Raw genomic sequence first — 25,144 nt, forward strand, 5'->3', positions numbered from 1 at the left:
CCGGGCTTTTTAATAACGCCTGCAACTACAGGTAGTTATTGGTCATCTCATCGATAAAGCCTTCGGCGCGCAGTTCATCCAGCGCCTTCTGCAGACGCTGCACCACCTCATCCGGGGTGTCCTTGTTCAGCGCCAGATAAAGCTCGGCCTCATTGAAACGCAGCGCGGTATTCAGGCCACTGACACCTTCCTGCTTGGCCAGGTAGCGCCCTACCGGATCGGTGGTGGCCCACAGGTCGATCTTGCCGCTGAGCAGTTTCTTGATGTTTTCCTGATCACGCAGGGCATTGGTTGGAGTTAGGCCCTGGCTTTCCAGATGCTGACTGACGGCATCGTTCTTGTAGGCACCGATCTGATACTGCGCGGCATCCTTGAGGCTGGCGACGCTCAGGTTATTACCCGGCGCAGCCAAGAGCACCCAACCGGTTTTCGCCAGAGGCCCCACCCACTTGAACAGCGGCTGGCGCTCGGGCGTGAAAGTGGTGGAAAACAGGCCGTAATTGGGCTTGTCCAGGGTAAGGCGATACAGGCGGTCCCAGGGGAAACGCAAAGTCAGGGTGTAGTTGATGCCGGCACGCTTGAACATCGCCCGCACGATCTCGGCGCTGATGCCGTCGATACCGTCGTCACGGGCAAAGTTCTTGTCATCCACCGCCATGTTGAATGGCGGGAAGTTCTCGGTCAGCAACACCACTTTGTAATCGGCTGGAAGCTCTGCACGGGCTGCACAGGCACTCAGAACAAGCCCGAACAACAGGCCGGCTTTCAGGGTTTTCAACATAGGTCATTCCGCTCGCATGAATTGTGATTATGGCTAGCGGCATCCTTGCTCGGGCGGGTGCCCGGCGACGTATGGTACGCGGCGTCAACCATCCATGGCCGCGAGCCAGCTTGTGGCCAGCTCGCTGGTATTGCGTGTTACAACTGCCTGCTGTTACAGGTAGTTATTGAGGATGTCGTCGACAAAGCCTTCGCTGCGCATCTTGTCCAGCTCAGCTTGCAGCTTCTGTACAACCTCATCCGGCACATCCTTGTTCAGTGCCAGGTACAACTCGGCACTGTCAAAACGCAGGATGGTCTTCAACCCGGAGATGCCTTCCTGCTTGGCCAGGTAACGCCCGGCAGGGTCGCCGGTGGCCCACAGGTCGATCTGCCCGGCCATCAGCTTCTTGGCGTTCTCCGTGTCGCGCAGGGCAGTGATCGGCTCCAGGCCTTTTTCCACCAAGTGCTCGGCAATCGCATCGCCTTTGTAGGCACCGACCTTGTACTGCTTGGCTTCGTCCAGGTTGTTCAGGGTAATGCTGCTGTCGGCCTTGCCGAGCAGCACCCAGTCATCCGGGCCAATCGGGCCAACCCATTTGAACAGCGCCTCGCGCTCTGGCAGGCGCGCAGTGACGAACACCCCGTAGCCTGGTTTTTCCAGCGCCAGCTTGTAGATGCGGTCCCAGGGGAAGCGCAGGGTCATGCTGTATTGAATGCCGGCACGCTTGAACATCTCACGCACGATGTCCACGGCGATGCCGTCGATGTTGTCTTCCTGGGCGAAGTTCTTGCCGTTGATCGCCATGTTGTATGGCGGGAAGTTCTCGGTCAGCAGCACCACGCGGTAATTCGGGTCGACTTCGGCCCGGGCACTGCCCGCAAGCACCATAACAGTGCCGGCAAGGGCGATTAGCAGTTGTTTGAGCATGATGTCTCACATCGATAGTTGGGCTGAGCATACAAGCATACTCAGCACTACAGGCTTAGCCCAGCCTGTGCTTACCACCAGGAATGGGCCGTACTGCGCTTACAGGTAACCGTTCTTGATCGTGCCCAACTCACCTTGAGCGCGCATCTCATCAAGGGCTTTTTGCAACTTCTGCACCAGTTCGTCCGGGGTTTCCTTGTTCAGCGCCAGATACAGGTCGGCACTGTTGAAACGGTGCACCACCTTCAACGCCCCCAGGCTCGACTGCTTGGCCATATAGCGCCCGCCCACATCATCAGTGGCCCACAGGTCGATCACACCCTTCTCCAGCTTGTTGAGGTTCTCCTTGTCCTGCAGGCTGGTCTGTACCGTCACACCACGGTCAATCAGGAACTGCGAAATTGCGTCATTGCGGTAGCCACCGATGCGATAAGTCCCGACTTGCTCCAGGCTGTCGAGGGTAATCGTGCTATCAGCCTTGGCCAGCAACACCCAGTCGCTGACTGCAATCGGCCCAACCCACTTGAACAGCGCTTCGCGCTCCGGTGTGCGGATGGTGGAGAACAGGCCATAGCCTTTGCTGTCGAGCGCCTGTTTATACAGCCGGTCCCAAGGGAACCGCAGGATCAGCTGACACTCCTGCTGCGCCTTGCTGCACAGCGCACGCACCGTATCACTGCTGATGCCCTGCACATCAGCATCCTTGGCAAAATTGCCACCACTGGCCGCCATGCTGAACGGCGGCAGGTTTTCAGTAAGCAGAACCAGAGGCTCCGCACGCACCAGGCTGACGGCCGACAACAGCCATAGCGCAATGAATAGCCGGATAGCGGACATAAGAACTCCGTGTATGGGCAAGACCACTAAAGGAATGAGAAACGGCCGAAAGGCATGCCGACAGCATCGACCCCAGGCGCGGACAAGCTGATTTTAGCGGGCGGATCGACATTTTGCTGTCGACTCGCCCGCAGCAGTGGCCAGCAGGGCTGCCGGCCAGCGAGGTTTAGCGAACGACGATACCGCGAGCGGCCATGTAGGCCTTGGCTTCCGGCACGGTGTATTCGCCGAAGTGGAAGATGCTCGCCGCCAGTACGGCAGCAGCCTTGCCTTCGATGATGCCGTCGGCCAGGTGTTGCAGGTTGCCGACGCCGCCGGAGGCGATCACCGGGATGCCGACCATTTCACTGATGGCGCGGGTCACGCCGAGGTCGTAGCCGCTCTTCACGCCGTCCTGATCCATGCTGGTCAGGAGGATTTCACCGGCACCGAGGTCTTCCATCTTCTTGGCCCAGAGCACCGCATCCAGACCCGTCGGCTTGCGCCCGCCGTGGGTGAAGATTTCCCAACGCGGGGCTTCACCCGGCTTGGAGACTTTCTTCGCATCAATGGCGACGACGATGCACTGCGAACCGAAGCGCGACGCGGCCTCGCCGACAAACTCCGGGGTGAACACTGCGGCGGTGTTGATCGACACCTTATCCGCACCGGCATTCAGCAAGTTGCGGATGTCCTGCACGGTGCGTACGCCGCCACCGACGGTCAGCGGGATAAACACCTGGCTGGCCATGCGCTCGACGGTGTGCAGCGTGGTGTCGCGGCCGTCGACGCTGGCGGTGATATCGAGAAAGGTAATCTCGTCAGCGCCCTGCTCGTCATAGCGGCGGGCAATCTCCACCGGGTCGCCGGCATCGCGGATGTTCTCGAACTGCACGCCCTTGACCACACGGCCGTTGTCCACGTCGAGGCAGGGGATAATGCGTTTAGCCAGTGCCATATCGGCTTCTCTCGTAGGGTGCGCCGTGCGCACCGGTAACCCTTCACAGGTGCGCGCGGCGCACCCTACCTCGACTTTCAGCCCTTGAAGTTGTCGCAGAAGCTCTGTGCTTCGGCCACATCCAGGGTTCCTTCGTAGATGGCGCGACCGGTGATGGCACCGATGATGCCGGGCGAACGCGCCAGCAGCAGCTTCTCGATATCACCCAGGTTGTGGATGCCGCCGGAGGCGATCACCGGAATGCGGCTGGCAGCGGCCAGGGCAGCGGTGGCCTCGACGTTGCAGCCCTGCATCATGCCGTCTTTGGCGATGTCGGTATAAACGATGGCCGACACGCCATCAGCCTCGAAACGCTTGGCCAGGTCGGTGGCCTGCACGGTGCTGACTTCAGCCCAGCCGTCGGTGGCGACGAAGCCATCTTTGGCGTCCAGACCGACGATCACCTTGCCGGGGAAGGCTTTGCAGGCATCGGTGACGAACTGCGGATCTTTTACCGCCTTGGTACCGATGATCACGTAGCTGACGCCAGCGCGCAAGTAGTGCTCGATGGTTTCCAGGGTACGGATGCCGCCGCCAATCTGGATCGGCAGGGTCGGGTAGCGCTTGGCGATGGCGGTGACCACTTCACCGTTCACCGGCTGGCCCTCGAAGGCGCCGTTGAGGTCAACCAGGTGCAGACGGCGGCAACCGCCCTCGACCCACTTGGCGGCCATGCTCACCGGATCATCGGAAAACACCGTGGAGTCTTCCATGCGGCCCTGGCGCAGACGCACGCAGGCGCCGTCTTTCAGATCGATAGCGGGGATAATCAGCATCGGTTGAACCTGCTCAAGTCGTGTGAATTCGGTGGATCAGCTCTTTTCGAGTGCCCAGAGGTCGCTTTCGATGCTCTCGAACCGTTCTTTCAGGTGAGTCTGCACATCGAAAATCGCCCGATTGTAGTAGTGCGGCGCAATCTCGCGGGCAAACAGTTCGAGCACCTCAGCGGCCTCGAAACTGCCCAGTTCCAGCTCGAAGCGTTCGGCCATAAAGCGCTTGAGTGCCAGACAGGCTTCACGCTCCTGCTCGACATTCAAGGTCATGATCGGTGGTTTTGGCTTGGCTCGGCTCATTTACCAGCGGCCATCCCAGGCGGCGAAGTTCTGCAGCAACTGCAGGCCATGGGTATGGCTCTTTTCCGGGTGGAACTGCACGGCAAAGCGCGAACCTTCGGCCAAGGCGGCAGCGAAATCCTTGCCGTAATGACCGCGACCGACCACCTGCTTGGGGTTGCCGGCCTCAATGTAATAGCTATGCACGAAGTAGAAGCGCGCCAGATCCGGGATGTTGTGCCACAGCGGGTGTTTGACCGACTGCGCGACTTCATTCCAGCCCATGTGCGGCACCTTCAGTGGCTCGCCGTCTTCGACCATGTCCTTGCCGAAAAAACGCACCTGGCCAGGGAACAGACCGATGCAGTCGACGCCATCGTTCTCTTCGCTGTGCTCCAGCAGCGCCTGCATGCCCACGCAAATGCCGAGAAACGGCCGATCCGCGCTGACTTCACGCACCAGGCTGTCGAAGCCCAGGCGTTTGATCTCGGCCATGCAGTCGCGGATCGCGCCGACGCCGGGGAATACCACCCGGTCGGCTTCGCGGATCACCTGAGCATCGCTGGTCACCAGCACCTTGCCAGCGCCCACGTGCTCGAGGGCCTTGGCCACCGAGTGCAGGTTGCCCATGCCGTAGTCGATTACTGCAACTGTCTGCATTTACAGGCAGCCCTTGGTCGACGGCATCTGCCCGGCCATGCGCGGGTCCAGCTCGACAGCCATGCGCAGGGCGCGGCCGAAGGCCTTGAACACCGTCTCGATCTGGTGGTGGGTGTTGGTCCCACGCAGGTTGTCGATGTGCAGGCTGACCAGGGCGTGGTTGACGAAGCCCTGGAAGAATTCCTGGAACAGATCCACGTCGAAGCCGCCAACCACCGCGCGGGTGAACGGCACGTGCATCTGCAGGCCAGGACGACCGGAGAAGTCGATCACCACGCGCGACAGCGCTTCGTCGAGCGGCACATAGGAGTGGCCGTAACGAGTCATGCCCTTCTTGTCGCCGATGGCCTTGGTGAAGGCCTGGCCGAGGGTGATACCGACGTCTTCCACGGTGTGGTGGTCGTCGATATGCAGGTCGCCCTTGCACTGGATGTCCAGGTCGATCAGGCCGTGACGGGCGATCTGATCGAGCATGTGCTCAAGGAACGGCACGCCAATATCGAACTTGGCCTTGCCGGTGCCATCCAGGTTGATCGAGACCTTGATCTGGGTCTCCAGGGTATTGCGCTCGACGGATGCCGTACGTTCGGCCATCACCAGCTCCAGAAATTGCCCACGGAAAAAGGCAAGCATTATAGGCGGGCATCCGCCTGGGCGGCTACCGGCGGCGATCAGAGGCACGCACTATCGGTTAGCGGCCAACCGATACAAGCGCTTGCAGCGCCCGGGGAAACTCACCTGCCGCAGGGAACCGGCCGCCGACTTGCCGATCCAAACGCCCAGACCAAACCGTCCGGCGCCGCCGCCATAACCGCCCCAGCAGGCGCCATGTAGCGCCCAATGCCTGCAAAAGCCGCTTGCAAAATCACCCGGTAAACGGGACTGTCTGCGGCCCAGGTAAAAGCGCTGGCGCTATACTCGCCGGCTTGAATTGTAGCTCTTCACCATCCAGTTTCGAGACAAGGATTCGCACATGAAAGCGCTCGGCAAAATCCTCGGCCTGTTTTTTCTCGGCCTCTTGCTGATCATCGTGGCGCTGGGCTTTGCCCTCACCCACCTGTTCGATCCCAACGATTACAAAGACGAAATCCGCCAGCTGGCCCGTGACAAGGCCAACCTGGAGCTGACCCTCAAGGGCGATATCGGCTGGAGCCTGTTCCCTTGGCTCGGCCTGGAGCTGACCGACGCCACCCTCGCGAGCGTCAGCACGCCGGACAAACCCTTCGCCGACCTGCGTCTGCTCGGCCTGTCGGTGCGCGTACTGCCGCTGCTGCGTAAAGAAGTGCAAATGAGCGACATCCGCATCGACGGCCTCAACCTCAACCTGCAACGCGATGAAAAGGGCCACAGCAACTGGGAGGATGTCGGCAAACCGGCCAATGCCAGCACCGCGCCCAGCGCAACGCCACCTGCCGCTAACGACAGCGAACCGAGCCAAAACAGCAACGATGCAACCGCCAGCAGCAGCCAGCCGCTGAAACTGGATATCGACAGCCTGATCGTCAACAGCGCACGCATCGACTACCACGACGCGCAGAAAGGCCAGCAATTCAGCGCCGAAAGCATCCAGCTGACCACCGGCGCGATCCGCGAAGGCGCCGGCATTCCGATCAAGCTCAGCGCCTTCTTCGGCCTCAACAAACCGGTCATGCGCGCCCGCAGCGAACTGCTGGGCGAGCTGCGTTTCGACCGCGCCTTGAAACGCTACCAACTGGAAGACGCCAAGTTCTCCGGTGAAGTCTCCGGCGAACCCTTCGACGGCCAAACCCTGACCTACTCCGCCCAGGGCCAGCTGCTGGTTGACCTGGCCGCCCAGGTCGCCGAGTGGAACGGCCTGAAGTTCTCCGGCAACCAGTTGCGCGCCTTGGGCGAACTGAAAGTCCGCGACCTCAACACGCAGCCCAAACTCAGCGGCGGCCTGTCCATCGCACCGCTGAACCTGCGCGAATTCCTCGCCACCATCGGCCAGAAGCTGCCGCCGATGGCCGATGACAAGACTCTCAGTCAGTTTGAGCTGGTCACCCGCCTCAGCGGCAGCAACAACAGCCTGACCTTCGAAGACCTCAAACTGACCCTGGATGACAGCCACTTCAGCGGCCAGCTGGCGATTGCCGATTTCGCCAAGCAAGCCCTGCGCGTGCAACTCAAAGGCGACCAACTGAACCTCGACCGTTACCTACCGGCACCGTCCAAGGACGCCAAGGACGCGGGCGCCTCCCGCAAAGCCGAGGTCAAAGCCAGCGTCGCCAGCGCCGGGCAGAGTGGCAGCACACCACTACCCGACGCACCGACCCAGCAAGCCTGGAGCAGCAGCGAAGTGCTGCCCATAGAGACATTGCGTAAGCTCGACATGCAACTCAACCTCGGCCTGGATCAGCTCACTGCTCAGCAGCAGGTGATCAATAACTTCAGCGCCAAGGCGCAGAGCAAAGGCGGCTTGCTGACCCTGCAGGATGTGCGCGGCACGATCGGCACCGGCAGCTTCGACGCCCAGGCCAGCATCGATGTGCGCCCAGCCATCCCACTGCTCAGCGTGCAAAAGAACCTCAGCAGCATCCCAGTCGAACCGTTCCTGAAAAAGCCTGACCAGCCTTCACCGGTCAAAGGCCTGCTGGATCTCAAGGCCAACCTGACCACCAGCGGCAACAGCCAGCGCGCCTGGGTCGATGGGCTGACGGGCGATGCTAGCTTCCTGCTTAACGACGGCGTGCTGGTCGACGCCAACCTGGAACAACAGCTGTGCCGCGGCATCGCCACCCTCAACCGCAAATCCCTGAGCAGCGACCCACGCGGTAAGGACACCCCCTTCGAGACCCTGCAAGGCAGCCTGACCCTGCGCAACGGTGTGGCCCACAACCCCGACCTCAAGGCGCGCATTCCTGGGCTGGCCGTCAGCGGCAATGGCGATCTGGACCTGCGCATCCTCGGCCTCGACTACCGCGTCGGCATCACCATCACCGGTGATCAGCGCGAAATGCCCGACCCGGCCTGCCAGGTCAACGAGCGCTATGTCGGCATCGAATGGCCGGTGCGCTGCCGTGGCCCGCTGGAAATGGGCGGCAAGGCCTGCCGCCTGGATCAGGACGGCCTGGGCAAGGTCGCCGCCAAACTGGCCGGCAACAAGCTCAACGAGAAGATCGAAGAAAAACTCGGCGATAAAGTCAGCCCCGAGCTGAAAGACGCGCTCAAGGGCCTGTTCAACCGATGAGCCCCGAGCAGTTTTCCGCCGCAGTACTGAGCTGGTACGACAACCACGGACGCAAGGACCTGCCCTGGCAACAGGGCATCACGCCTTACCGCGTGTGGGTCTCGGAGATCATGCTGCAGCAGACCCAGGTCAGCACCGTGCTCGGCTATTTCGATCGATTTATGGCGGCCTTGCCGACGGTCAATGACCTGGCCGCCGCACCGGAGGATGAAGTACTGCACCTGTGGACGGGCCTCGGTTACTACACCCGCGCACGCAACCTGCAGAAAACCGCGCAGATTGTTGTCCGCGAATATGCCGGCGAATTCCCCCGCGATGTCGAACAGCTCACCGAACTCCCAGGCATCGGCCGCTCTACGGCCGGGGCCATTGCCAGCCTGAGCATGGGCCTGCGAGCGCCAATCCTCGACGGCAACGTCAAACGCGTACTGGCGCGCTACGTGGCGCAGGAAGGCTATCCGGGCGAGCCAAAAGTGGCCAAGCAGCTGTGGGATGTAGCCGAGCGCTATACCCCGAACGCCCGGGTCAACCATTACACCCAGGCGATGATGGATCTGGGCGCCACCCTGTGCACCCGCAGCAAACCGAGCTGCCTGCTCTGCCCGCTGAAAAGCGGCTGCCAGGCGCACTTGCTCGGCCTGGAAATCCGCTACCCGATCCCCAAACCGCGCAAGGCGCTGCCGCAAAAGCGCACGCTGATGCCGATCTTCACCAACCGCAATGGCGAGGTGCTGCTCTACCGCCGCCCATCCAGTGGTCTATGGGGCGGCTTGTGGAGCCTGCCAGAGCTGGATGAGTCAACGGCCATCGCCGCACTGGCCAGCCAGCATGACCTGCAGCTCGGCGAACAACGCGAGCTGAGCGGTCTGACTCACACCTTCAGCCACTTCCAACTGGCCATCGAGCCCTGGCTGGTGCACGTCGATGCTGCGCCAGCCGCCGTGGCCGAGGCCGACTGGCTCTGGTATAACCTCGCCACCCCGCCGCGCCTGGGCCTTGCCGCCCCCGTGAAAAAACTGCTGAAGCGCGCGGCCGATGCACTCGCAGCAAATACTGGAGAAACACCATGACCCGCACCGTACAGTGCCGCAAACACAAACAGGAACTCCCCGGTCTGGAGCGCCCACCGTACCCAGGCGCCAAAGGTGAAGACATCTTCAACAACGTCTCCAAGCAAGCCTGGGACGAATGGCAGAAGCACCAGACCCTGCTGATCAACGAACGCCGCCTGAACATGATGAATGCCGAAGACCGCAAATTCCTCCAAGCCGAGATGGACAAATTCCTCTCCGGCGAGGAATACGCACAGGCTGAAGGTTACGTGCCACCAAGCGCGTAACAGGTGCGTCGCACCTGTAGGAGCGGGCCATGCCCGCGATAACGTTGCTGAGCATGGCCCATTCGCGAGCATGGGACTAAGCAGCCCCACCACCCCTACGAACCCCTCCCCGGATTGCATCCGGGCCACCCAAGGCCGCCGGCCTTTTCCCGGCACTCGAACCTAAGCGCCCGAAATATTTAAATATTTTTCAAACCCACGCTTGACACCCACCCTTCAAATCCGTCTAATAGCGCCCCGTTGGCCCAGGTAGCTCAGTCGGTAGAGCAGGGGATTGAAAATCCCCGTGTCGGCGGTTCGATTCCGTCCCTGGGCACCATGAATATCGAGAAACCCCAAGCGAAGTTAAATTCCTTGGGGTTTTTTAATGCCTGAAATTCTGCGCACAGCAACTTAATAAGCCCGGTAAACGCCGCAGAAATTGTGCACGCGCGACAGCCAACTGCAGCCAGGCGACACCTGTACCCCCAGCAACCAGGCACGCCAGGTAAACGGCTTGGCGGTCAGCGAAACGCTATGCTAGCTTGACGCCTCGCCAGGAAGGCCACGCAACGCCTGAGCGCACCCGAAGAATAAGAGGACACTCCATGGCCGAGGCCACGCCCGCGCTGGAAATACGCGACCTGCATAAACGCTACGGCGACCTTGAAGTGCTCAAGGGCATCTCTCTTACTGCTCGCGACGGCGATGTGATCTCCATCCTCGGTTCATCCGGCTCTGGTAAATCGACCTTCCTGCGCTGCATCAATCTGCTGGAAAACCCGCACAAGGGGCAGATCATTGTCGCCGGCGAGGAGCTCAAGCTCAAAGCCGCGAAGAATGGCGACCTTGTCGCCGCCGACAATCGCCAGATCAATCGCCTGCGCAGCGAGATCGGCTTTGTATTCCAGAATTTCAATCTGTGGCCGCACATGAGCGTGCTCGACAACATCATCGAGGCGCCCCGCCGTGTGCTCGGCAAGAGCAAGGCCGAAGCCATCGAGATGGCCGAAGCGCTGCTGGCCAAGGTCGGCATTGCCGACAAGCGCCACGTTTATCCCAATCAGCTTTCCGGCGGCCAGCAGCAGCGCGCGGCGATTGCCCGCACCCTGGCCATGCAGCCGAAAGTCATCCTGTTCGATGAGCCAACTTCGGCTCTCGACCCGGAGATGGTACAAGAAGTGCTTAATGTGATCCGCGCACTCGCCGAAGAGGGTCGCACCATGTTGCTGGTTACCCATGAGATGGGCTTTGCCCGTCAGGTCTCCAGTGAGGTGGTGTTCCTGCATCAGGGCCTGGTTGAAGAGCAGGGCTCCCCGGAGCAGGTGTTCGACAACCCGAACTCGGCGCGCTGCAAACAATTCATGTCCAGCAATCACTGAAAACACGGAGCAACTACGCATGCAGAACTATAAGAAGATCCTGCTGGCCGCGGCCGCCACTCTGGCCTTCGGCACCAGCGCCGTCGCTGCTGACAAACTGAAACTGGGCACCGAGGGTGCTTACCCACCCTTCAACCTGATCGACGCCAGCGGCCAGGTCGGCGGCTTTGACGTGGAGATTGGCCAAGCCTTGTGCGCCAAAATGAAAGTCGAGTGCGAAGTGGTCACCTCTGACTGGGACGGCATCATCCCCGCGCTGAACGCGAAGAAATTCGATTTCCTGATCGCCTCCATGTCGATCACCGAAGAGCGCCAGGCAGCCGTTGACTTCACCAATCCCTACTACACCAACAAACTGCAGTTCATCGCGCCAAAAGGCGGTGACTTCAAAACTGACAAAGCCAGCCTGAAAGGCAAAGTGATCGGCGCGCAACGTGCGACCATCGCCGGCACCTGGCTGGAAGACAACCTCAATGGCGTGGTCGATATCAAGCTCTACGACACCCAGGAAAACGCCTACCTTGACCTGTCGTCGGGCCGCCTGGACGGTGTACTGGCTGACACCTTCGTCAACTGGGAATGGCTGAAGAGCGATGCCGGCAAAGGCTTCGAATTCAAGGGCGACCCGGTCTTCGACAACGACAAGATCGGCATTGCCGTGCGCAAGGGCGACGCCCTGCGTGACAAGCTGAACGCGGCCCTGGCCGAGATCGTGGCCGACGGCACCTACAAGAAGATCAACGACAAGTACTTCCCGTTCAGCATCTACTAAGCTGCCGGCACTGCGTCGCCCGCCCGGGCGACGCAGGCTTCTGAGCCCCTATGAATTTCGATCTCTACGGATTCGGCCCGGCCCTGGCTGCTGGCACCCTGATGACCATCAAGCTGGCGCTCAGTGCGCTGTGCCTGGGTCTGGTGCTCGGTTTGCTCGGCGCCCTCGCCAAGACTTCGCCGTACAAGCCACTGCAATGGCTTGGCGGCACCTATTCGACCATCGTGCGCGGCATCCCCGAACTGCTCTGGGTGTTGCTGATCTATTTCGGCACCGTGCAACTGATGCGCAACCTGGCCGACCTGCTGGGCGTAGAAAGCCTTGAATTGAACGCCTTTGCCGCCGGCACCATTGCCCTCGGCATCTGCTTCGGTGCCTACGCCACCGAGGTGTTTCGTGGCGCGATTCTGGCCATCCCTAAAGGCCACCGTGAGGCCGGCCAAGCCTTGGGCATGTCTAAGCCGCGAATCTTCTGGCGGCTGATCCTGCCGCAAATGTGGCGCATCGCCCTGCCTGGCTTGGGTAACCTGTTCATGATTCTGATGAAGGACACCGCGCTGGTCTCAGTAATTGGCCTGGAAGAGATCATGCGCCGCTCGCAAATCGCCGTGACCGCCAGCAAGGAACCCTTCACCTTCTATCTGGTGGCGGCCTTTATTTACCTGGGCCTGACCATCCTCGCGATGATTGGCATGCACTTCCTCGAAAAACGCGCCAGCCGTGGCTTTATCAGGAGCACCTCATGAACTGGGAAGTGATCCTCAAGTGGCTGCCACGCCTGTCAGAGGGCGCCTTGCTGACCCTCGAGCTGGTGGCCATCGCGGTTATCGCCGGGCTGATCTTGGCCCTGCCAATGGGCATCGCCCGCGCGTCCAAGCATTGGTATGTACGCGCGCTGCCTTACGGCTACATCTTCTTCTTTCGTGGCACGCCGCTGTTGGTGCAGCTGTTTCTGGTCTATTACGGCCTGGCGCAGTTCGATGCGGTACGCCAAGGCCCACTCTGGCCCTACCTGCGTGACCCTTACTGGTGCGCCGTTCTGACCATGACCCTGCACACGGCGGCCTATATTGCCGAGATTCTGCGTGGTGCGATCCAGGCCGTGCCACCGGGCGAGATCGAAGCAGCCCGAGCGCTGGGCATGTCGCGCGCCCAGGCGATGCTCTACATCATTCTGCCGCGCGCCGCGCGCATCGGCCTGCCCGCCTACAGCAACGAAGTGATCCTGATGCTCAAGGCCAGCGCCCTGGCCAGCACCGTGACCCTGCTGGAGCTGACGGGGATGGCCCGCACGATCATTGCGCGGACCTACCTGCCGGTGGAAATCTTCTTTGCCGCCGGGATGTTCTACCTGCTGATTGCGTTCCTGCTGGTACGCGCTTTCAAGCTGCTGGAGCGCTGGCTGCGCGTCGACGCCTGCCAGGGCCGCTGATGACCCGAGGGCCTAGGCCCTTGGGTGGTATTGCTCATGCCAGCCTCATCAACCCCCGCAATCCTGCAAGACGCTGACCTGCAGCAGCGCTTCAACGCACTCGACCGTTTTCTTGTCGAGCACCAGGCGCTCTGGCGACCACGGCCGTTCGTGCATCACACCGGCCTGCCGTGGGAGGCTGAATACCCGGAGCTGGCCACCTGGCTAAGGGCACAAAGCCTGGAACATGCGGAAGCGGCGCATAACCAGCCGCATCGGTTAGCGGCACCTGCGCCATTCCCGCAACTGGCCGATCAAGCCCACAACCTGAGCCAGATCGGCGAATTGCCGCAGCAACCTGGCACCGCTCTACCCGCACGCTTTAGCCACGATGTGCCAGGGCGCAAGTGGCAGCAGATCGATGCCTTCGCCCGCAGCCTGCGCTTTGAGCATGCACCGCAGCACTGGCTGGATTGGTGCGCCGGCAAGGGCCACCTCGGGCGCCGACTGGCCCACGACGGAAGCAGCCTGACTTGCCTGGAGTACAACCCACAGCTGGTCAGCAGCGGCCAGCGGCTCAGCCAGAAACTCAGCATCCATGCCGTACATATCGAACAGGATGTATTGGCTGACGATGCCAGCACCTGCTTGCAGCCCGAGCACAGCCCCGTCGCCCTGCATGCCTGCGGCGAGCTGCATATGCGCCTGCTGCAACTGGCCAGCCAGGTCGGCTGCCAGCAACTGGCTGTCGCCCCCTGCTGCTACAACCGCATCAGCGGCACGCACTACCAAGCCATGTCGGTCCGCGCCCAGGCTTCTGCATTACATCTATCCATCAACGACCTGGGTCTACCCCTGAGCGAAACCGTCACCGCCGGTGCCCGGGTACGCCGCCAACGTGATCAATCCATGGCCCGCCGCCTGGCCTTCGACCTGATGCAACGGCAGCTACGCAGTGTCGACGAATACCTACCCACACCTTCTCTGCCAGTCGCCTGGCTGGAAAAACCTTTTGTTGATTACTGCCGCGACCTCGCCGCTCTGAAACAGCTACCTGAGCCCACCCGAGATGACTGGCCGCGCCTGGAGCAACAAGGCTGGCAACGCCTGGCCGAAGTACGCAACCTGGAACTGTTGCGCGGATTGTTCCGCCGCCCACTGGAGCTCTGGCTGCTGCTGGATCGCGCCTTGTTTCTTCAGGAGCAGGGCTACATCGCGCGTCTGGGCACCTTCTGCTCAACCGAACAGAGCCCGCGCAACCTGCTGTTACTGGCCGAACGCCAGCACAAGTTGCCCACAGCATCTGTGGATAACTCTGTTGACAGATTCTGAGCAAAGCGCGCAAACGCCCGCCAATACACGCCACAAAGCCACTGAACATTTTTTAACCTAAAAATATTTCCTTTAAAAACATACCCTTAGTAAATACAGCGAACCAGCGCACAAAGTTTGCGCACGCCCGTACCAAATGCACTGCGTATGTGCATAAGCATAGTGCTGCTGATAACAAGGTCCGCACAGAACTGCGCGCAGATGGCTTTACTCAGCCAAACGAATGGATATAATGGCGACCCTCAAAGGCCGGTATAGCTCAGCTGGTAGAGCAACTGACTTGTAATCAGTAGGTCCCGGGTTCGATTCCTGGTGCCGGCACCATATAAAGAAAGCCCCGCAGCGATGCGGGGCTTTTTTTTGCCGCGAAAAACTGCGGCTTGCTCCTCCTGACGCGGCTTGTAACACTGCCCGCACTGTTCAACGACCACCTGAGCAACGGAAGGTATAGGCCTGTGCGTATCCTTATCACCGGCGGCGCCGGCTTTATCGGTTCGGCGCTGATTCGCCACCTGCTGAATCACACCGAGCATCAGGTGCTCAACCTCGACAAGCTGACCTATGCCGGCAATCTCGAGTCGCTGGCCAGCGTTGCCGATAACCCGCGCTATCGCTTTGTACAGGCGGATATTGCCGACAGCACGGCCGTCAGCCAGGCACTGGTTGAATTTCAGCCGGATGCGATCATGCACCTGGCGGCCGAGTCGCATGTCGACCGCTCCATCGACGGCCCGGCGGCATTTATCCAGACCAATATCGTCGGCACCTACGCACTGCTTGAGGCCACTCGCAGCTACTGGTCGCAGCTGGACCCGGCACGCAAGGCTGCATTTCGCTTTCACCATATCTCCACTGACGAGGTGTATGGCGACCTGCATGGCGCGGATGAGCTGTTCACCGAGCGCACGCCCTACGCCCCCAGCTCGCCCTATTCGGCGAGCAAGGCCGCGTCCGATCATCTGGTGCGCGCCTGGCAGCGCACCTATGGCTTGCCGGTATTGCTGACCAACTGCTCGAACAATTACGGCCCTTACCACTTCCCGGAAAAGCTCATCCCACTGGTGATTCTCAACGCCCTGGATGGCAAACCACTCCCGGTTTACGGCAATGGTCAGCAGGTACGCGACTGGCTGTATGTGGAAGACCATGCCCGCGCACTATTAAAGGTGGTGAGCGAAGGCAAGGTCGGCGAAACCTACAATATCGGTGGGCACAACGAGCAGAAGAACCTGCATGTGGTGGAAAGTATCTGCGCGCTATTGGACGAACTGGCCCCCCGCCAGAGTGGCTCATACAAGGAGCAGATCAGTTTCGTCAGCGACCGCCCTGGCCATGACCTGCGCTACGCCATTGATGCCAGCAAGATCGAGCGTGAGCTGGGCTGGAAACCCGAGGAAACCTTCGCCAGCGGCCTGCGCAAGACCGTGCACTGGTACCTAGACAACCTCGACTGGTGCCGCCGCGTGCAGGATGGCAGCTACCAACGCGAACGCCTCGGCACACTTCAAGGAGCAGCACAATGAAAGGCATCATTCTCGCCGGCGGCTCCGGCAGCCGCCTGCACCCGATTACCCTGGGCGTGTCCAAGCAACTGCTGCCGATTTACGACAAACCGATGATCTACTACCCGATCTCGGTGCTTATGCTCGCCGGCATTCGCGAAATCCTGATCATTTCCACCCCGCAGGACCTGCCGAATTTTCGCAAGATGCTTGGCGATGGCAGCCAGTTCGGCGTGCACTTCGAATACTGCGAGCAGCCCTCGCCAGATGGTCTGGCCCAGGCCTTTATTCTCGGTGAAGACTTTATCGGTGTGGACTCGGTGTGCCTGATCCTTGGCGACAATATCTTCCACGGCCAGCACTTCACCGAGAAACTCCTGCGCGCCGCCGCCGAGCCTTCCGGGGCGACGGTGTTTGGCTACTGGGTCAGTGATCCACAGCGCTTCGGCGTGATCGAGTTCGACGCTCAGGGCAAGGCCATTTCCATCGAGGAAAAACCGGCCATGCCGAAATCCAGCTACGCGGTGACCGGCCTGTATTTCTATGACAACGACGTGATCAGGATCGCCAAGGCGGTCAAACCATCGGCACGCGGCGAGCTGGAAATCACCGACGTCAACAATGCCTACCTGCAACGTGGCGATCTGCGTGTCGAACGCTTCGGTCGTGGCTTTGCCTGGCTCGACACCGGCACCCACGACAGCCTGCTGGATGCCTCGCAATATGTGCAGACCATCGAGCAGCGCCAGGGTCTGAAAGTCGCCTGTCTGGAAGAAATCGCCTATCAGCAGGGCTGGATAGATCGTCAAAGACTGCTGGCACAGGCCAAGGCCTTCGGTAAAACCGGCTACGGCCACTACCTGTTCAAACTGACCGAGGAATAAACATGCAGGCGATCAGCACCAAGCTGCCCGGCGTGCTCATTCTCGAACCCAAGGTGTTCGGCGATGAACGCGGTTTTTTCTTCGAAAGCTTCAATGCCCGCGCATTTGCCGAGGCCACCGGCCTGCAGTGTGAATTCGTTCAGGACAACCATTCGCGCTCGCAGCGCGGCGTATTACGCGGGCTGCATTACCAGGTGCAACAGGCGCAGGGCAAGCTGGTACGGGTTAGCGCCGGTGAAGTCTTTGACGTGGCCGTGGACCTGCGCCGCAGCTCACCAACTTTCGGTAAATGGGTAGGCACCTTATTGTCCGCCGAGAACAAGCGCCAGCTGTGGGTGCCGGCAGGCTTTGCTCATGGTTTTGTGGTACTTAGCGAGTTCGCCGAATTTCTCTACAAGACCACCGATTACTATGCGCCGGAGCACGAGCGCTGCATCCGCTGGAATGATCCGACCCTGGCCATCGACTGGCCGCTGGATGGCGCGCCGCAGTTATCCGCCAAGGATCAGGCCGGGCTCAGCTTTGCCGATGCGCAGGTCTTCCCATGAGAATGCTTCTGCTCGGCCAGCACGGCCAGGTCAGCCAGGAACTGCAGCGCGCCCTGCAAGGCGCAGGCGAGTTGACGGTACTCGGCCGCGAACAGCTGGATCTGGCTCAGCCCGAACTGATCCGCCAGCACGTACAAAATCTGCGCCCCGAGTTGATCATCAATGCCGCCGCGCACACCGCCGTGGATCAGGCCGAAAGTGAGCCGGATTTGGCCTTCGCAATCAACGCCACCTCACCCGGCATCCTCGCTGAAGCCGCCGCTGAGCTGGGCGCTCCGCTGATCCACTACTCCACCGACTATGTGTTCGATGGCAACCACATCGCGCCCTACCGCGAAAGCGACGCCACCCATCCGCTCAGTGTTTATGGCCGCAGCAAACTGGCAGGCGAGCAGGCGATTCAGGCCGTGGGCGGCATGCACCTGATTCTGCGCACCAGCTGGGTCTATTCGCAGCACGGCAAAAACTTTCTGCTGACCATGCAACGCCTGCTGCAGGAACGCGAAAGCCTTTCCGTGGTGGACGACCAGGTCGGCGCGCCAACCTGGGCGGGCACTATTGCGCAAACCACCGCGCAATTGATCGAGCAATGGCGCAGCGGTCAGGCCGGCCCGTGGGGCGTGTATCACCTGAGCGCACAAGGCGAAACCAGCTGGTTCGGTTTTGCCAGCGCGATTGCCGCGCACCTGCGCAGCCAGGGTAAATCTGTCGCGACGCTACAGCCGATTACCAGCAGCGCCTACCCAACCCCGGCGCAGCGCCCGCTCAACTCACGCCTGGCCTGCGACCGCCTACAGCAGGACTGGCAGATCCAGCTGCCGAATTGGCAAACCGCTCTGGAGCAGTGCCTGGCTCGCAGCTAAGCCCTGAATCTGCTGCTGCAAGCCGGCCAAGCTGGGCCAGATCGCGCGGGTCAGCACACGCTGTTCGGTACCGTTACTCCAGATTGATGCCAGACTTCTCACAGTATTGGCCGTATCGACGAGCTTGCCCGCTTATTGCATAAGCGCCATTCAGGACTTCTAGCGAGTACACGCATGCCCACCGATCACCCGCATCCCCGCCGCCCACGCTGGCGCAGCCTGGCCGTTCTGGCGCTGCTGCTGACGCCCCTGCTGTGGCCCTTGCAGCAACTGGCTGAGCGTTACTACAGCGGCGTGCTGATCGAGCAGAACCGCCAGACCCTCGACCTGTATGTAGCCAACCTGCTCGGCATCCTGCGCCGCTATGAAGTGCTGCCGCCAATTCTCGGCGACCTGCCAGCCCTGCGCTTGGCGTTGCAACAACCCGACGAACCCGGTGCGCTGGATAACGCCAACCGCCTGCTCGACCGGGTGCGCGAGCAGACCGGGGCCGACGTGATCTACCTGATGGACACCAACGGCAAGACCCTGGCCGCCTCCAACTGGGAACAGAGCGACTCCTTTGTCGAGCGCAATTTCGCCTTCCGCCCCTATTTTCGCGAAGCCATTGCCGGGCGTGCCGGGCGTTTCTTTGGCCTCGGCACCACCTCAGGCAAGCGCGGCTACTACTTCGCCGCCGCCGTGCGTGACGGTGAGCGCAACCTCGGGGCACTGGTGGTCAAGGTCGATTTCGATCACACCGAAACCCTGTGGGGCAACACTCCCGAACAGTTGCTGGTCACCGACAGCAACGGCGTGGTGATCCTCACGTCCAACAGCCAGTGGCGGTTTACCGCCAGTCGCCCGCTGGACACCGCCGAACGCGCCGCGATTGCCGCCAACCTGCCCTACCCGACCCAGGCGCCGCCGCCGATCAAGCTGGATGCACAGAACTGGATTCGCCAGGACCGCGAACTCAAGGAAACCGGCTGGACCGTGAGCATTCTCGCGCCACGCAGCCTGCTCGACCGCCCGGTACGCACCGCCCTGGTCGCAGGCGGTGGCATCCTGCTGCTGCTGATGCTGCTGCTCGGCCTGCTCATGCAGCGTCGCCGTCACTACCTGGAACGCATCGCCCTCGACACCCGGGCGCGCCAGCAGCTGGAGCAGCGCGTACTGGAACGCACCCTCGACCTGGAGCGCCTCAACAGCCGACTGAAGCAGGAAGTGCTGGAGCGCGAACAGGCCCAGCAGGAACTGGTGCAAGCCCAGGATGAACTGGTGCAGGCCAGCAAACTCTCGGCCCTCGGCACCATGAGTGCCAGCATCAGCCACGAACTCAACCAGCCCCTGGCCGCCATCCGCAGCTATGCCGACAACGCCGGCATACTGCTCGACCATCAGCGCAACGAAGACGCCCGCGGCAACCTCAAGCTGATCAGCCAGCTCACCGAGCGCATGGCCTCAATCATCGCCCACCTGCGCGCCTTTGCCCGCCGCGACCGCCACGCCCCGGAAAGCGTGGCCCTGCAACCGGCCATCGATGACGCCCTGGCGCTGCTGGCCAAGCGCCGCCAGGCCATGCAGGTCGAGCTGATCCGCGACCTGCCGGACGCCACCCTGTGGGTTCAGGCCGGGGAAACCCGTCTGCGCCAGGTACTCGGCAACCTGCTGGCCAATGCCCTCGACGCCCTGAGTGAAGTACCACAGCCGCGCCGCCTGTGGCTGAGCGCGGAAGTCACCGCCAGCGGGGTTGACCTGCACCTGCGCGATAACGGCCCCGGCTTCAGCCAGGAGGCGCTGCAACGCGCCCGCGAACCCTTCTTCACCACCAAGACCAGCGCGCAGGGCCTCGGCCTTGGCCTGGCCATCTGCGATACCCTGATGCGCGCCCTGGGCGGTGAACTGCTGTTCGCCAACCACCCCGACGGCGGCGCGCAGCTGACCCTGCGCCTGCGCGCGGCGGATCAGGGCATCAAACCCCAGTCGCCAGAGGATTTTGTCGTATGAGCATGATCGATTCCCGCACCCAGGTGCTGTTGATCGATGACGACCCGCACCTGCGTCAGGCGCTGAGCCAGACGCTCGACCTGGCCGGCTTGAAAGTCAGCACCCTGGCCGATGCCCACGGTGTGGCCGCGCGCATCGAGCGCGACTGGCCCGGCGTGGTGGTCAGCGACATCCGCATGCCCGGTATCGACGGCCTGCAACTGCTTGAACAGCTGCAAGCACAGGACCCGGAATTGCCGGTGCTGTTGATCACCGGCCACGGCGATGTGCCCCTGGCCGTACAGGCCATGCGCGCTGGGGCTTACGACTTTCTGGAAAAACCCTTCGCCAGCGACGACCTGCAAAGCAGCGTACGTCGGGCCCTGGAAGTGCGCCGCCTGGTCCTGGATAACCGCAGCCTGCGCCTGGCCCTGGCCGACCGACACACCTTGTCGGCGCGTTTAGTCGGGCAGTCCAACGCCATGCAGCGCCTGCGTGAACAGATCGGGGCGCTGGCCGGGATCAACAGCGACGTGCTGATCCTTGGCGAAACCGGTGCTGGCAAGGAAGTGGTGGCGCGCGCCCTGCACGACCTGTCCAGCCGGCGCAACGGCCCATTCGTGGCCATCAACGCCGGCGCCCTGGCGGAATCGGTGGTGGAAAGCGAGCTGTTCGGTCACGAGCAGGGCGCCTTTACCGGCGCGCAGAAACGCCGCATCGGCAAGTTCGAATTCGCCAACGGCGGCACCCTGTTTCTCGATGAAATCGAAAGCATGACCCTCGACGTCCAGGTCAAGCTGCTGCGCCTGTTGCAGGAGCGGGTGGTCGAGCGCCTTGGCGCTAACCAGTTGATCCCGCTGGATATCCGGGTGATCGCCGCGACCAAGGAAGACCTCCGTCAGGCCGCCGACCAGGGCCGCTTCCGCGCCGATCTGTATTACCGCCTCAACGTCGCACCGCTGCGCATCCCCGCGCTGCGCGAGCGCGGCGAAGATGCCCTGCTGCTGTTCCAGCACTTTGCCGAAGCCGCCAGCCGCCGCCATGGCCTGGCCGAACGCAGCCTGCAACCAGGCCAGCGTGCAGCCCTGCTGCGCCACCCCTGGCCGGGCAATGTGCGGGAGTTGCAGAACGCCGCCGAGCGCTTTGCCCTGGGCCTGGAACTGGATCTCGACCTGCAAGCCCAGAGCGCAGCGCCGATCCCCGATGAAGATGGCAACAGCGGAGGTCTGAACGCCCAGGTGGAGGCCTTCGAACGCAGCCTGATCAGTGCCGAACTGAGCCGTTCGCACAGCTCACTGCGCAGCCTGGCCGAAGCCCTCGGGGTGCCGCGCAAGACCCTGCACGACAAATTACGCAAGCACGGCCTGAGTTTCGCCGACGCTGGCGGAAGCTCGCCAGACAGCCCTGACTGACCGGCGGAATTCCGCCCAAAGCCTGTATCCGCCAACGCGTGAAAAAGCCTTGGCAATCCGCTCCAGCCCCCACCAGCCCTACCTCTCAACCGTCATGCCGGGCCCTGGCATGACGGTTGCTCTAGCCGCTACAGGCGATTCAATCCCTCATGCATCCAACGGGGCCCGTCACTGAGCGACAGGCCGCTATCTGGATCTTGCATGTTCGCCGCACTGGCAGCGCATAGCGCATGCGCATTACAAAAATAAGAGGAAGACACCATGTTCAAACTGACCGCCAAGGCACTGGTCTGTGCCCTGTCTTTGACTGCCGCCGGCTGGGCTAACGCCGCAGAGCCTATCAACATCAAGTTCGCTCACGTCGTCGCGGAGCACACCCCCAAAGGCCAAGGTGCCCTGCTGTTCAAAAAGCTCGTCGATGAGCGCCTGGCCGGCAAGGTAAACGTACAGGTCTACCCGAACTCCTCGCTGTTCGGTGATGGCAAGGAAATGGAAGCCCTGCTGCTGGGTGACGTACAACTCATCGCGCCGTCCCTGGCTAAATTTGAGCATTACACCAAGCAGATCCAGATCTTCGACCTGCCCTTCCTGTTCAACGACATCCATGCCGTCGACCGCTTCCAGCAGAGCCCGGAAGGTCAGGCGCTGCTCAAATCCATGGAAGACAAGGGCATCACCGGCCTGGGTTACTGGCATAACGGCATGAAGCAGCTGTCGGCCAACAAGAAACTGGTCGAGCCGAAAGACGCGCGCGGCCTGAAATTCCGCGTACAGGCTTCCGCCGTACTGGACGAGCAGTTCAAGGCCCTGCGCGCGGCGCCGCGCAAGATGAGCTTCGCCGAGGTTTACCAAGGCCTGCAGACGGGTGTGGTCAACGGTGCGGAAAACCCGTACTCGAACATTTACAGCCAGAAGATGCACGAAGTGCAGAAGTTCATCACCGAGTCCGACCACGGCGTACTGGACTACATGGTGATCACCAACACCACGTTCTGGAGCGGCCTGCCGGCTGACATCCGCAGCGAGCTGGAAGCCATCCTCGCCGAGGTTTCCGTCGAAGTGAACAAGCAGGCCGAGAGCCTGAACCAGAACGACAAGAAGCGCATTCTGGAAGCCGGCACCACCGAAATCGTCAACCTGACCCCGGAGCAGCGTAACGAGTGGCGCGATGCCATGCGTCCTGTCTGGAAGAAGTTCGAGGGTGAGATCGGTGCCGACCTGATCAAGGCCGCCGAGCGCGCCAACGAAACCAACTGATAGCTGCGCCCCCGCGCGGGACGCCGCCAGAGCGTCCCGCGCCCTATTCTTGTCCCATTCGTCGCCCGCCCGACTGACGGAGAACTTCCTATGCACGCCGTCGAACGTGTCTGGAACCAGCTAGAGGAAATTCTGGTGGCATTCCTGCTCGCAGGCATGACCCTGGTGACCTTCATCTATGTGTTGGTCAACAACCTCTACGCTGCTTTCTATTCGCTCGCAGATTCACTCCCCTTTGCTGAAGGCGCCCTGTTCGCCATCGGTGACGGCATTCTTTTCATCTCCCAGGAAATGACCTGGAGCATTGCCCTGACCAAAGCCATGTTTGGCTGGCTGATCTTCATCGGCCTGGCCTGGGGCGTGCGTATTGGCGCCCACATCGGCGTCGATATGCTGGTACGCAATTTCTCCAAACCGCTGCAGAAGATGGTCGCCCTGATCGCCGTCGGCATCTGCCTGGCGTACTGCGTGCTGATGGCCTACTCCAGCGAGCAGTGGGTTGCCGTGCTCTACAGCATCGGTACCGGCGCGGAAGACCTCGACCGCTTCGGTGTCAGCCAGTGGCAGATCGTGATGATCGTGCCCATCGGTTTCAGCCTCATGTTCCTGCGCTTCCTTCAGGTTTTCGTGCGCATCCTGCGTAACGAACAACTGGGCCTGGGCGGCCACGGCGAAGCCGAAGACGCCGTCAAGCTCGCGGAAGAAACCAAGGCCGAGGAGATCAAACGATGACCATTGCGTTCCTGTTCATCGCCCTGTTCGTGCTGATGTTCATCGGCATTCCGGTGGCGATTTCCCTGGGTCTGTCCGGGGCCATGACCATCCTGATGTTCAGTAACGACTCCGTGCGTTCGCTGGCCATCAAACTGTTCGAAACCAGCGAACACTACACCCTGATGGCGATCCCGTTCTTCCTGCTGGCGGGCGCTTTCATGACCACCGGAGGCGTGGCCCACCGCCTGATCGATTTCGCCAACGCCTGCGTCGGCCACATCAAGGGCGGCCTGGCCATTTCCGCGATCATGGCGTGCATGCTGTTCGCGGCGCTGAGCGGTTCCTCGCCGGCTACTGTGGCAGCCGTCGGCTCCATCGTGATCGCCGGTATGGTGCGCTCCGGCTACAAGCAGGATTTCGCCGCCGGTATCGTCTGTAACGCCGGTACCCTGGGCATCCTGATCCCGCCGTCCATCGTCATGGTGGTCTACGCCACCGCGACCGAAACTTCGGTGGGCAAGCTGTTTATGGCCGGTGTGGTTCCAGGCCTGCTGCTGGGTGTGTTCCTGATGGTGACCATCTACATCATCGCCCACATCAAGGACATGCCGTCGATGCCGCGCGCCTCGTTCGCCGAAGTGCTGCGCACTGGTCGCCGTGCGATCTGGGGCCTGCTGCTGATCGTGATCATCCTCGGCGGCATCTACTCCGGCATGTTCACCCCGACCGAAGCCGCGGCCATGGCGTCCGTGTATGCCGCCTTCGTGGCGATCTTCGTGCACAAGGACATGACCTTCCGCCAGTGCCCGAAGGTGATCGTCGAGGCCGGTAAGCTGAGCGTGGTGCTGATGTTCATCATCGCCAACGCCATGCTGTTCGCCCACGTGCTGACCACCGAGCAGATCCCGCAATCGATCACCGCCTGGGTCGTCGATCAGGGCTTCAGCCCCATCGAGTTCCTGATCGTGGTGAACATCGTCCTGCTGGTCGCCGGCACCTTTATGGAGCCGTCGGCGATCATCCTGATCCTGGCGCCGATCCTGTTCCCGATCGCCATGCAACTGGGCATCGACCCGATCCACCTGGGCATCATCATGGTGGTGAACATGGAAATCGGTCTGATCACGCCGCCAACAGGGCTCAACCTGTTCGTCACCTCGGCGGTTACGGGAATGCCACTGACACGGGTCGTACGCGCCGTATCGCCGTGGCTGCTGGTGATGCTGGCGTTCCTGATACTGGTCACGTACGTGCCGTTCATCTCGCTGGGCCTGCCGGAGTTCCTCGGCATGTAACGCAGCCCCGAGTATTGCAACGCAAACACCTTAGCCCGGCCTTAGCGCCGGGCTTTTTTTAGC

25 protein-coding genes and 2 tRNA genes are annotated in these 25,144 nt (G+C 61.5%); 19 read left to right on the forward strand and 8 right to left on the reverse strand.

Annotated features, from left to right (window positions below; genetic code table 11):
- Nucleotides 1-25: 25 nt before the first annotated feature.
- From ACSQ17_RS09380 to hisB, 8 genes are all read right to left on the reverse strand, one after another.
- Nucleotides 26-781: a substrate-binding periplasmic protein gene (locus tag ACSQ17_RS09380; RefSeq protein WP_436068374.1), complete on the reverse strand. Its 756-nt coding sequence runs from the start codon at nt 779-781 to the stop codon at nt 26-28.
- A gap of 153 nt (nt 782-934) precedes the next feature.
- Nucleotides 935-1,690 (reverse strand): substrate-binding periplasmic protein, encoded by a 756-nt coding sequence (locus tag ACSQ17_RS09385; RefSeq protein WP_436068375.1) that lies wholly within the window; start codon nt 1,688-1,690, stop codon nt 935-937.
- A 99-nt stretch (nt 1,691-1,789) separates the two neighbouring features.
- Nucleotides 1,790-2,527 carry a substrate-binding periplasmic protein gene (locus tag ACSQ17_RS09390; protein ID WP_436068376.1) on the reverse strand — a complete coding sequence of 246 codons (738 nt, stop codon included), beginning with the start codon at nt 2,525-2,527 and terminating at the stop codon, nt 1,790-1,792.
- 166 nt (nt 2,528-2,693) lie between these two features.
- The gene (gene hisF, locus ACSQ17_RS09395; RefSeq protein WP_090254748.1) at nt 2,694-3,464 is read right to left on the reverse strand and encodes an imidazole glycerol phosphate synthase subunit HisF; all 771 of its coding nucleotides are present in this window, start codon (nt 3,462-3,464) and stop codon (nt 2,694-2,696) included.
- 77 nt (nt 3,465-3,541) lie between these two features.
- A complete protein-coding gene (gene hisA, locus ACSQ17_RS09400) occupies nt 3,542-4,279 on the reverse strand; it encodes a 1-(5-phosphoribosyl)-5-[(5-phosphoribosylamino)methylideneamino]imidazole-4-carboxamide isomerase (RefSeq protein WP_436068377.1) in 738 nt (245 codons plus the stop codon).
- A gap of 36 nt (nt 4,280-4,315) precedes the next feature.
- On the reverse strand, nt 4,316-4,576 hold the full coding sequence (locus ACSQ17_RS09405) for a DUF2164 domain-containing protein (RefSeq protein WP_436068378.1): 261 nt from the start codon (nt 4,574-4,576) through the stop codon (nt 4,316-4,318).
- A complete protein-coding gene (gene hisH, locus ACSQ17_RS09410) occupies nt 4,577-5,215 on the reverse strand; it encodes an imidazole glycerol phosphate synthase subunit HisH (RefSeq protein ID WP_436068379.1) in 639 nt (212 codons plus the stop codon). It abuts the gene before it with no gap.
- A complete protein-coding gene (gene hisB, locus ACSQ17_RS09415; protein WP_173211426.1) occupies nt 5,216-5,809 on the reverse strand; it encodes an imidazoleglycerol-phosphate dehydratase HisB in 594 nt (197 codons plus the stop codon).
- A gap of 379 nt (nt 5,810-6,188) precedes the next feature.
- Here hisB and ACSQ17_RS09420 point away from each other — a divergent pair, with 379 nt between their 5' ends.
- The 19 genes from ACSQ17_RS09420 to ACSQ17_RS09510 all read left to right on the forward strand — a co-directional run bounded on the left by ACSQ17_RS09420 (nt 6,189) and on the right by ACSQ17_RS09510 (nt 25,081).
- Nucleotides 6,189-8,423: an AsmA family protein gene (locus ACSQ17_RS09420; RefSeq protein ID WP_436068380.1), complete on the forward strand. Its 2,235-nt coding sequence runs from the start codon at nt 6,189-6,191 to the stop codon at nt 8,421-8,423.
- The gene (mutY, locus tag ACSQ17_RS09425) at nt 8,420-9,493 is read left to right on the forward strand and encodes an A/G-specific adenine glycosylase (RefSeq protein WP_436068381.1); all 1,074 of its coding nucleotides are present in this window, start codon (nt 8,420-8,422) and stop codon (nt 9,491-9,493) included. Before ACSQ17_RS09420 ends, mutY begins: the two co-directional genes overlap by 4 nt.
- Complete coding sequence (locus tag ACSQ17_RS09430) at nt 9,490-9,762, forward strand: oxidative damage protection protein (RefSeq protein ID WP_436068382.1); 273 nt, start codon at nt 9,490-9,492, stop codon at nt 9,760-9,762. Before mutY ends, ACSQ17_RS09430 begins: the two co-directional genes overlap by 4 nt.
- Nucleotides 9,763-10,005: 243 nt before the next feature.
- Nucleotides 10,006-10,081 (forward strand) — tRNA-Phe (locus tag ACSQ17_RS09435).
- 268 nt (nt 10,082-10,349) lie between these two features.
- Nucleotides 10,350-11,123, forward strand: coding sequence for an ABC transporter ATP-binding protein (locus ACSQ17_RS09440; protein WP_436068383.1), 774 nt, complete (start codon nt 10,350-10,352; stop codon nt 11,121-11,123).
- Nucleotides 11,124-11,142: 19 nt separating this feature from the next.
- Nucleotides 11,143-11,895, forward strand: coding sequence for an ABC transporter substrate-binding protein (locus ACSQ17_RS09445; protein WP_233685475.1), 753 nt, complete (start codon nt 11,143-11,145; stop codon nt 11,893-11,895).
- A 50-nt stretch (nt 11,896-11,945) separates the two neighbouring features.
- Nucleotides 11,946-12,641 carry an ABC transporter permease gene (locus ACSQ17_RS09450; protein WP_436068384.1) on the forward strand — a complete coding sequence of 232 codons (696 nt, stop codon included), beginning with the start codon at nt 11,946-11,948 and terminating at the stop codon, nt 12,639-12,641.
- On the forward strand, nt 12,638-13,327 hold the full coding sequence (locus ACSQ17_RS09455; protein WP_436068385.1) for an ABC transporter permease: 690 nt from the start codon (nt 12,638-12,640) through the stop codon (nt 13,325-13,327). The genes ACSQ17_RS09450 and ACSQ17_RS09455 overlap by 4 nt, the downstream gene beginning before the upstream one ends.
- Nucleotides 13,328-13,363: 36 nt before the next feature.
- Nucleotides 13,364-14,638: a methyltransferase gene (locus ACSQ17_RS09460; RefSeq protein WP_436068386.1), complete on the forward strand. Its 1,275-nt coding sequence runs from the start codon at nt 13,364-13,366 to the stop codon at nt 14,636-14,638.
- 248 nt (nt 14,639-14,886) lie between these two features.
- A tRNA-Thr gene (locus tag ACSQ17_RS09465) sits at nt 14,887-14,962 on the forward strand.
- A 131-nt stretch (nt 14,963-15,093) separates the two neighbouring features.
- A complete protein-coding gene (rfbB, locus tag ACSQ17_RS09470; RefSeq protein ID WP_436068387.1) occupies nt 15,094-16,161 on the forward strand; it encodes a dTDP-glucose 4,6-dehydratase in 1,068 nt (355 codons plus the stop codon).
- A complete protein-coding gene (gene rfbA / locus ACSQ17_RS09475) occupies nt 16,158-17,024 on the forward strand; it encodes a glucose-1-phosphate thymidylyltransferase RfbA (protein ID WP_436068388.1) in 867 nt (288 codons plus the stop codon). Before rfbB ends, rfbA begins: the two co-directional genes overlap by 4 nt.
- A 2-nt stretch (nt 17,025-17,026) precedes the next feature.
- Nucleotides 17,027-17,572: a dTDP-4-dehydrorhamnose 3,5-epimerase gene (gene rfbC / locus ACSQ17_RS09480; protein ID WP_436068389.1), complete on the forward strand. Its 546-nt coding sequence runs from the start codon at nt 17,027-17,029 to the stop codon at nt 17,570-17,572.
- Entirely contained in the window at nt 17,569-18,435 is an 867-nt protein-coding gene (rfbD, locus tag ACSQ17_RS09485; RefSeq protein ID WP_436068390.1) for a dTDP-4-dehydrorhamnose reductase, read from the forward strand. The genes rfbC and rfbD overlap by 4 nt, the downstream gene beginning before the upstream one ends.
- Nucleotides 18,436-18,609: 174 nt before the next feature.
- Nucleotides 18,610-20,424, forward strand: a complete 1,815-nt coding sequence (locus tag ACSQ17_RS09490; RefSeq protein WP_436068391.1) for a sensor histidine kinase — start codon at nt 18,610-18,612, stop codon at nt 20,422-20,424.
- Entirely contained in the window at nt 20,421-21,815 is a 1,395-nt protein-coding gene (locus ACSQ17_RS09495; protein WP_436068392.1) for a sigma-54-dependent transcriptional regulator, read from the forward strand. The genes ACSQ17_RS09490 and ACSQ17_RS09495 overlap by 4 nt, the downstream gene beginning before the upstream one ends.
- A 261-nt stretch (nt 21,816-22,076) precedes the next feature.
- Nucleotides 22,077-23,072 (forward strand): C4-dicarboxylate TRAP substrate-binding protein DctP, encoded by a 996-nt coding sequence (gene dctP, locus ACSQ17_RS09500; RefSeq protein WP_436068393.1) that lies wholly within the window; start codon nt 22,077-22,079, stop codon nt 23,070-23,072.
- A 90-nt stretch (nt 23,073-23,162) separates the two neighbouring features.
- Nucleotides 23,163-23,804, forward strand: coding sequence for a TRAP transporter small permease (locus ACSQ17_RS09505; protein ID WP_436068394.1), 642 nt, complete (start codon nt 23,163-23,165; stop codon nt 23,802-23,804).
- Nucleotides 23,801-25,081: a TRAP transporter large permease gene (locus ACSQ17_RS09510; RefSeq protein ID WP_436068395.1), complete on the forward strand. Its 1,281-nt coding sequence runs from the start codon at nt 23,801-23,803 to the stop codon at nt 25,079-25,081. The genes ACSQ17_RS09505 and ACSQ17_RS09510 overlap by 4 nt, the downstream gene beginning before the upstream one ends.
- The last annotated feature ends 63 nt before the right edge of the window (nt 25,082-25,144 follow it).

It is taken from the genome of Pseudomonas sp. LjRoot71 (assembly GCF_964253255.1).
Taxonomy (GTDB): domain Bacteria; phylum Pseudomonadota; class Gammaproteobacteria; order Pseudomonadales; family Pseudomonadaceae; genus Aquipseudomonas.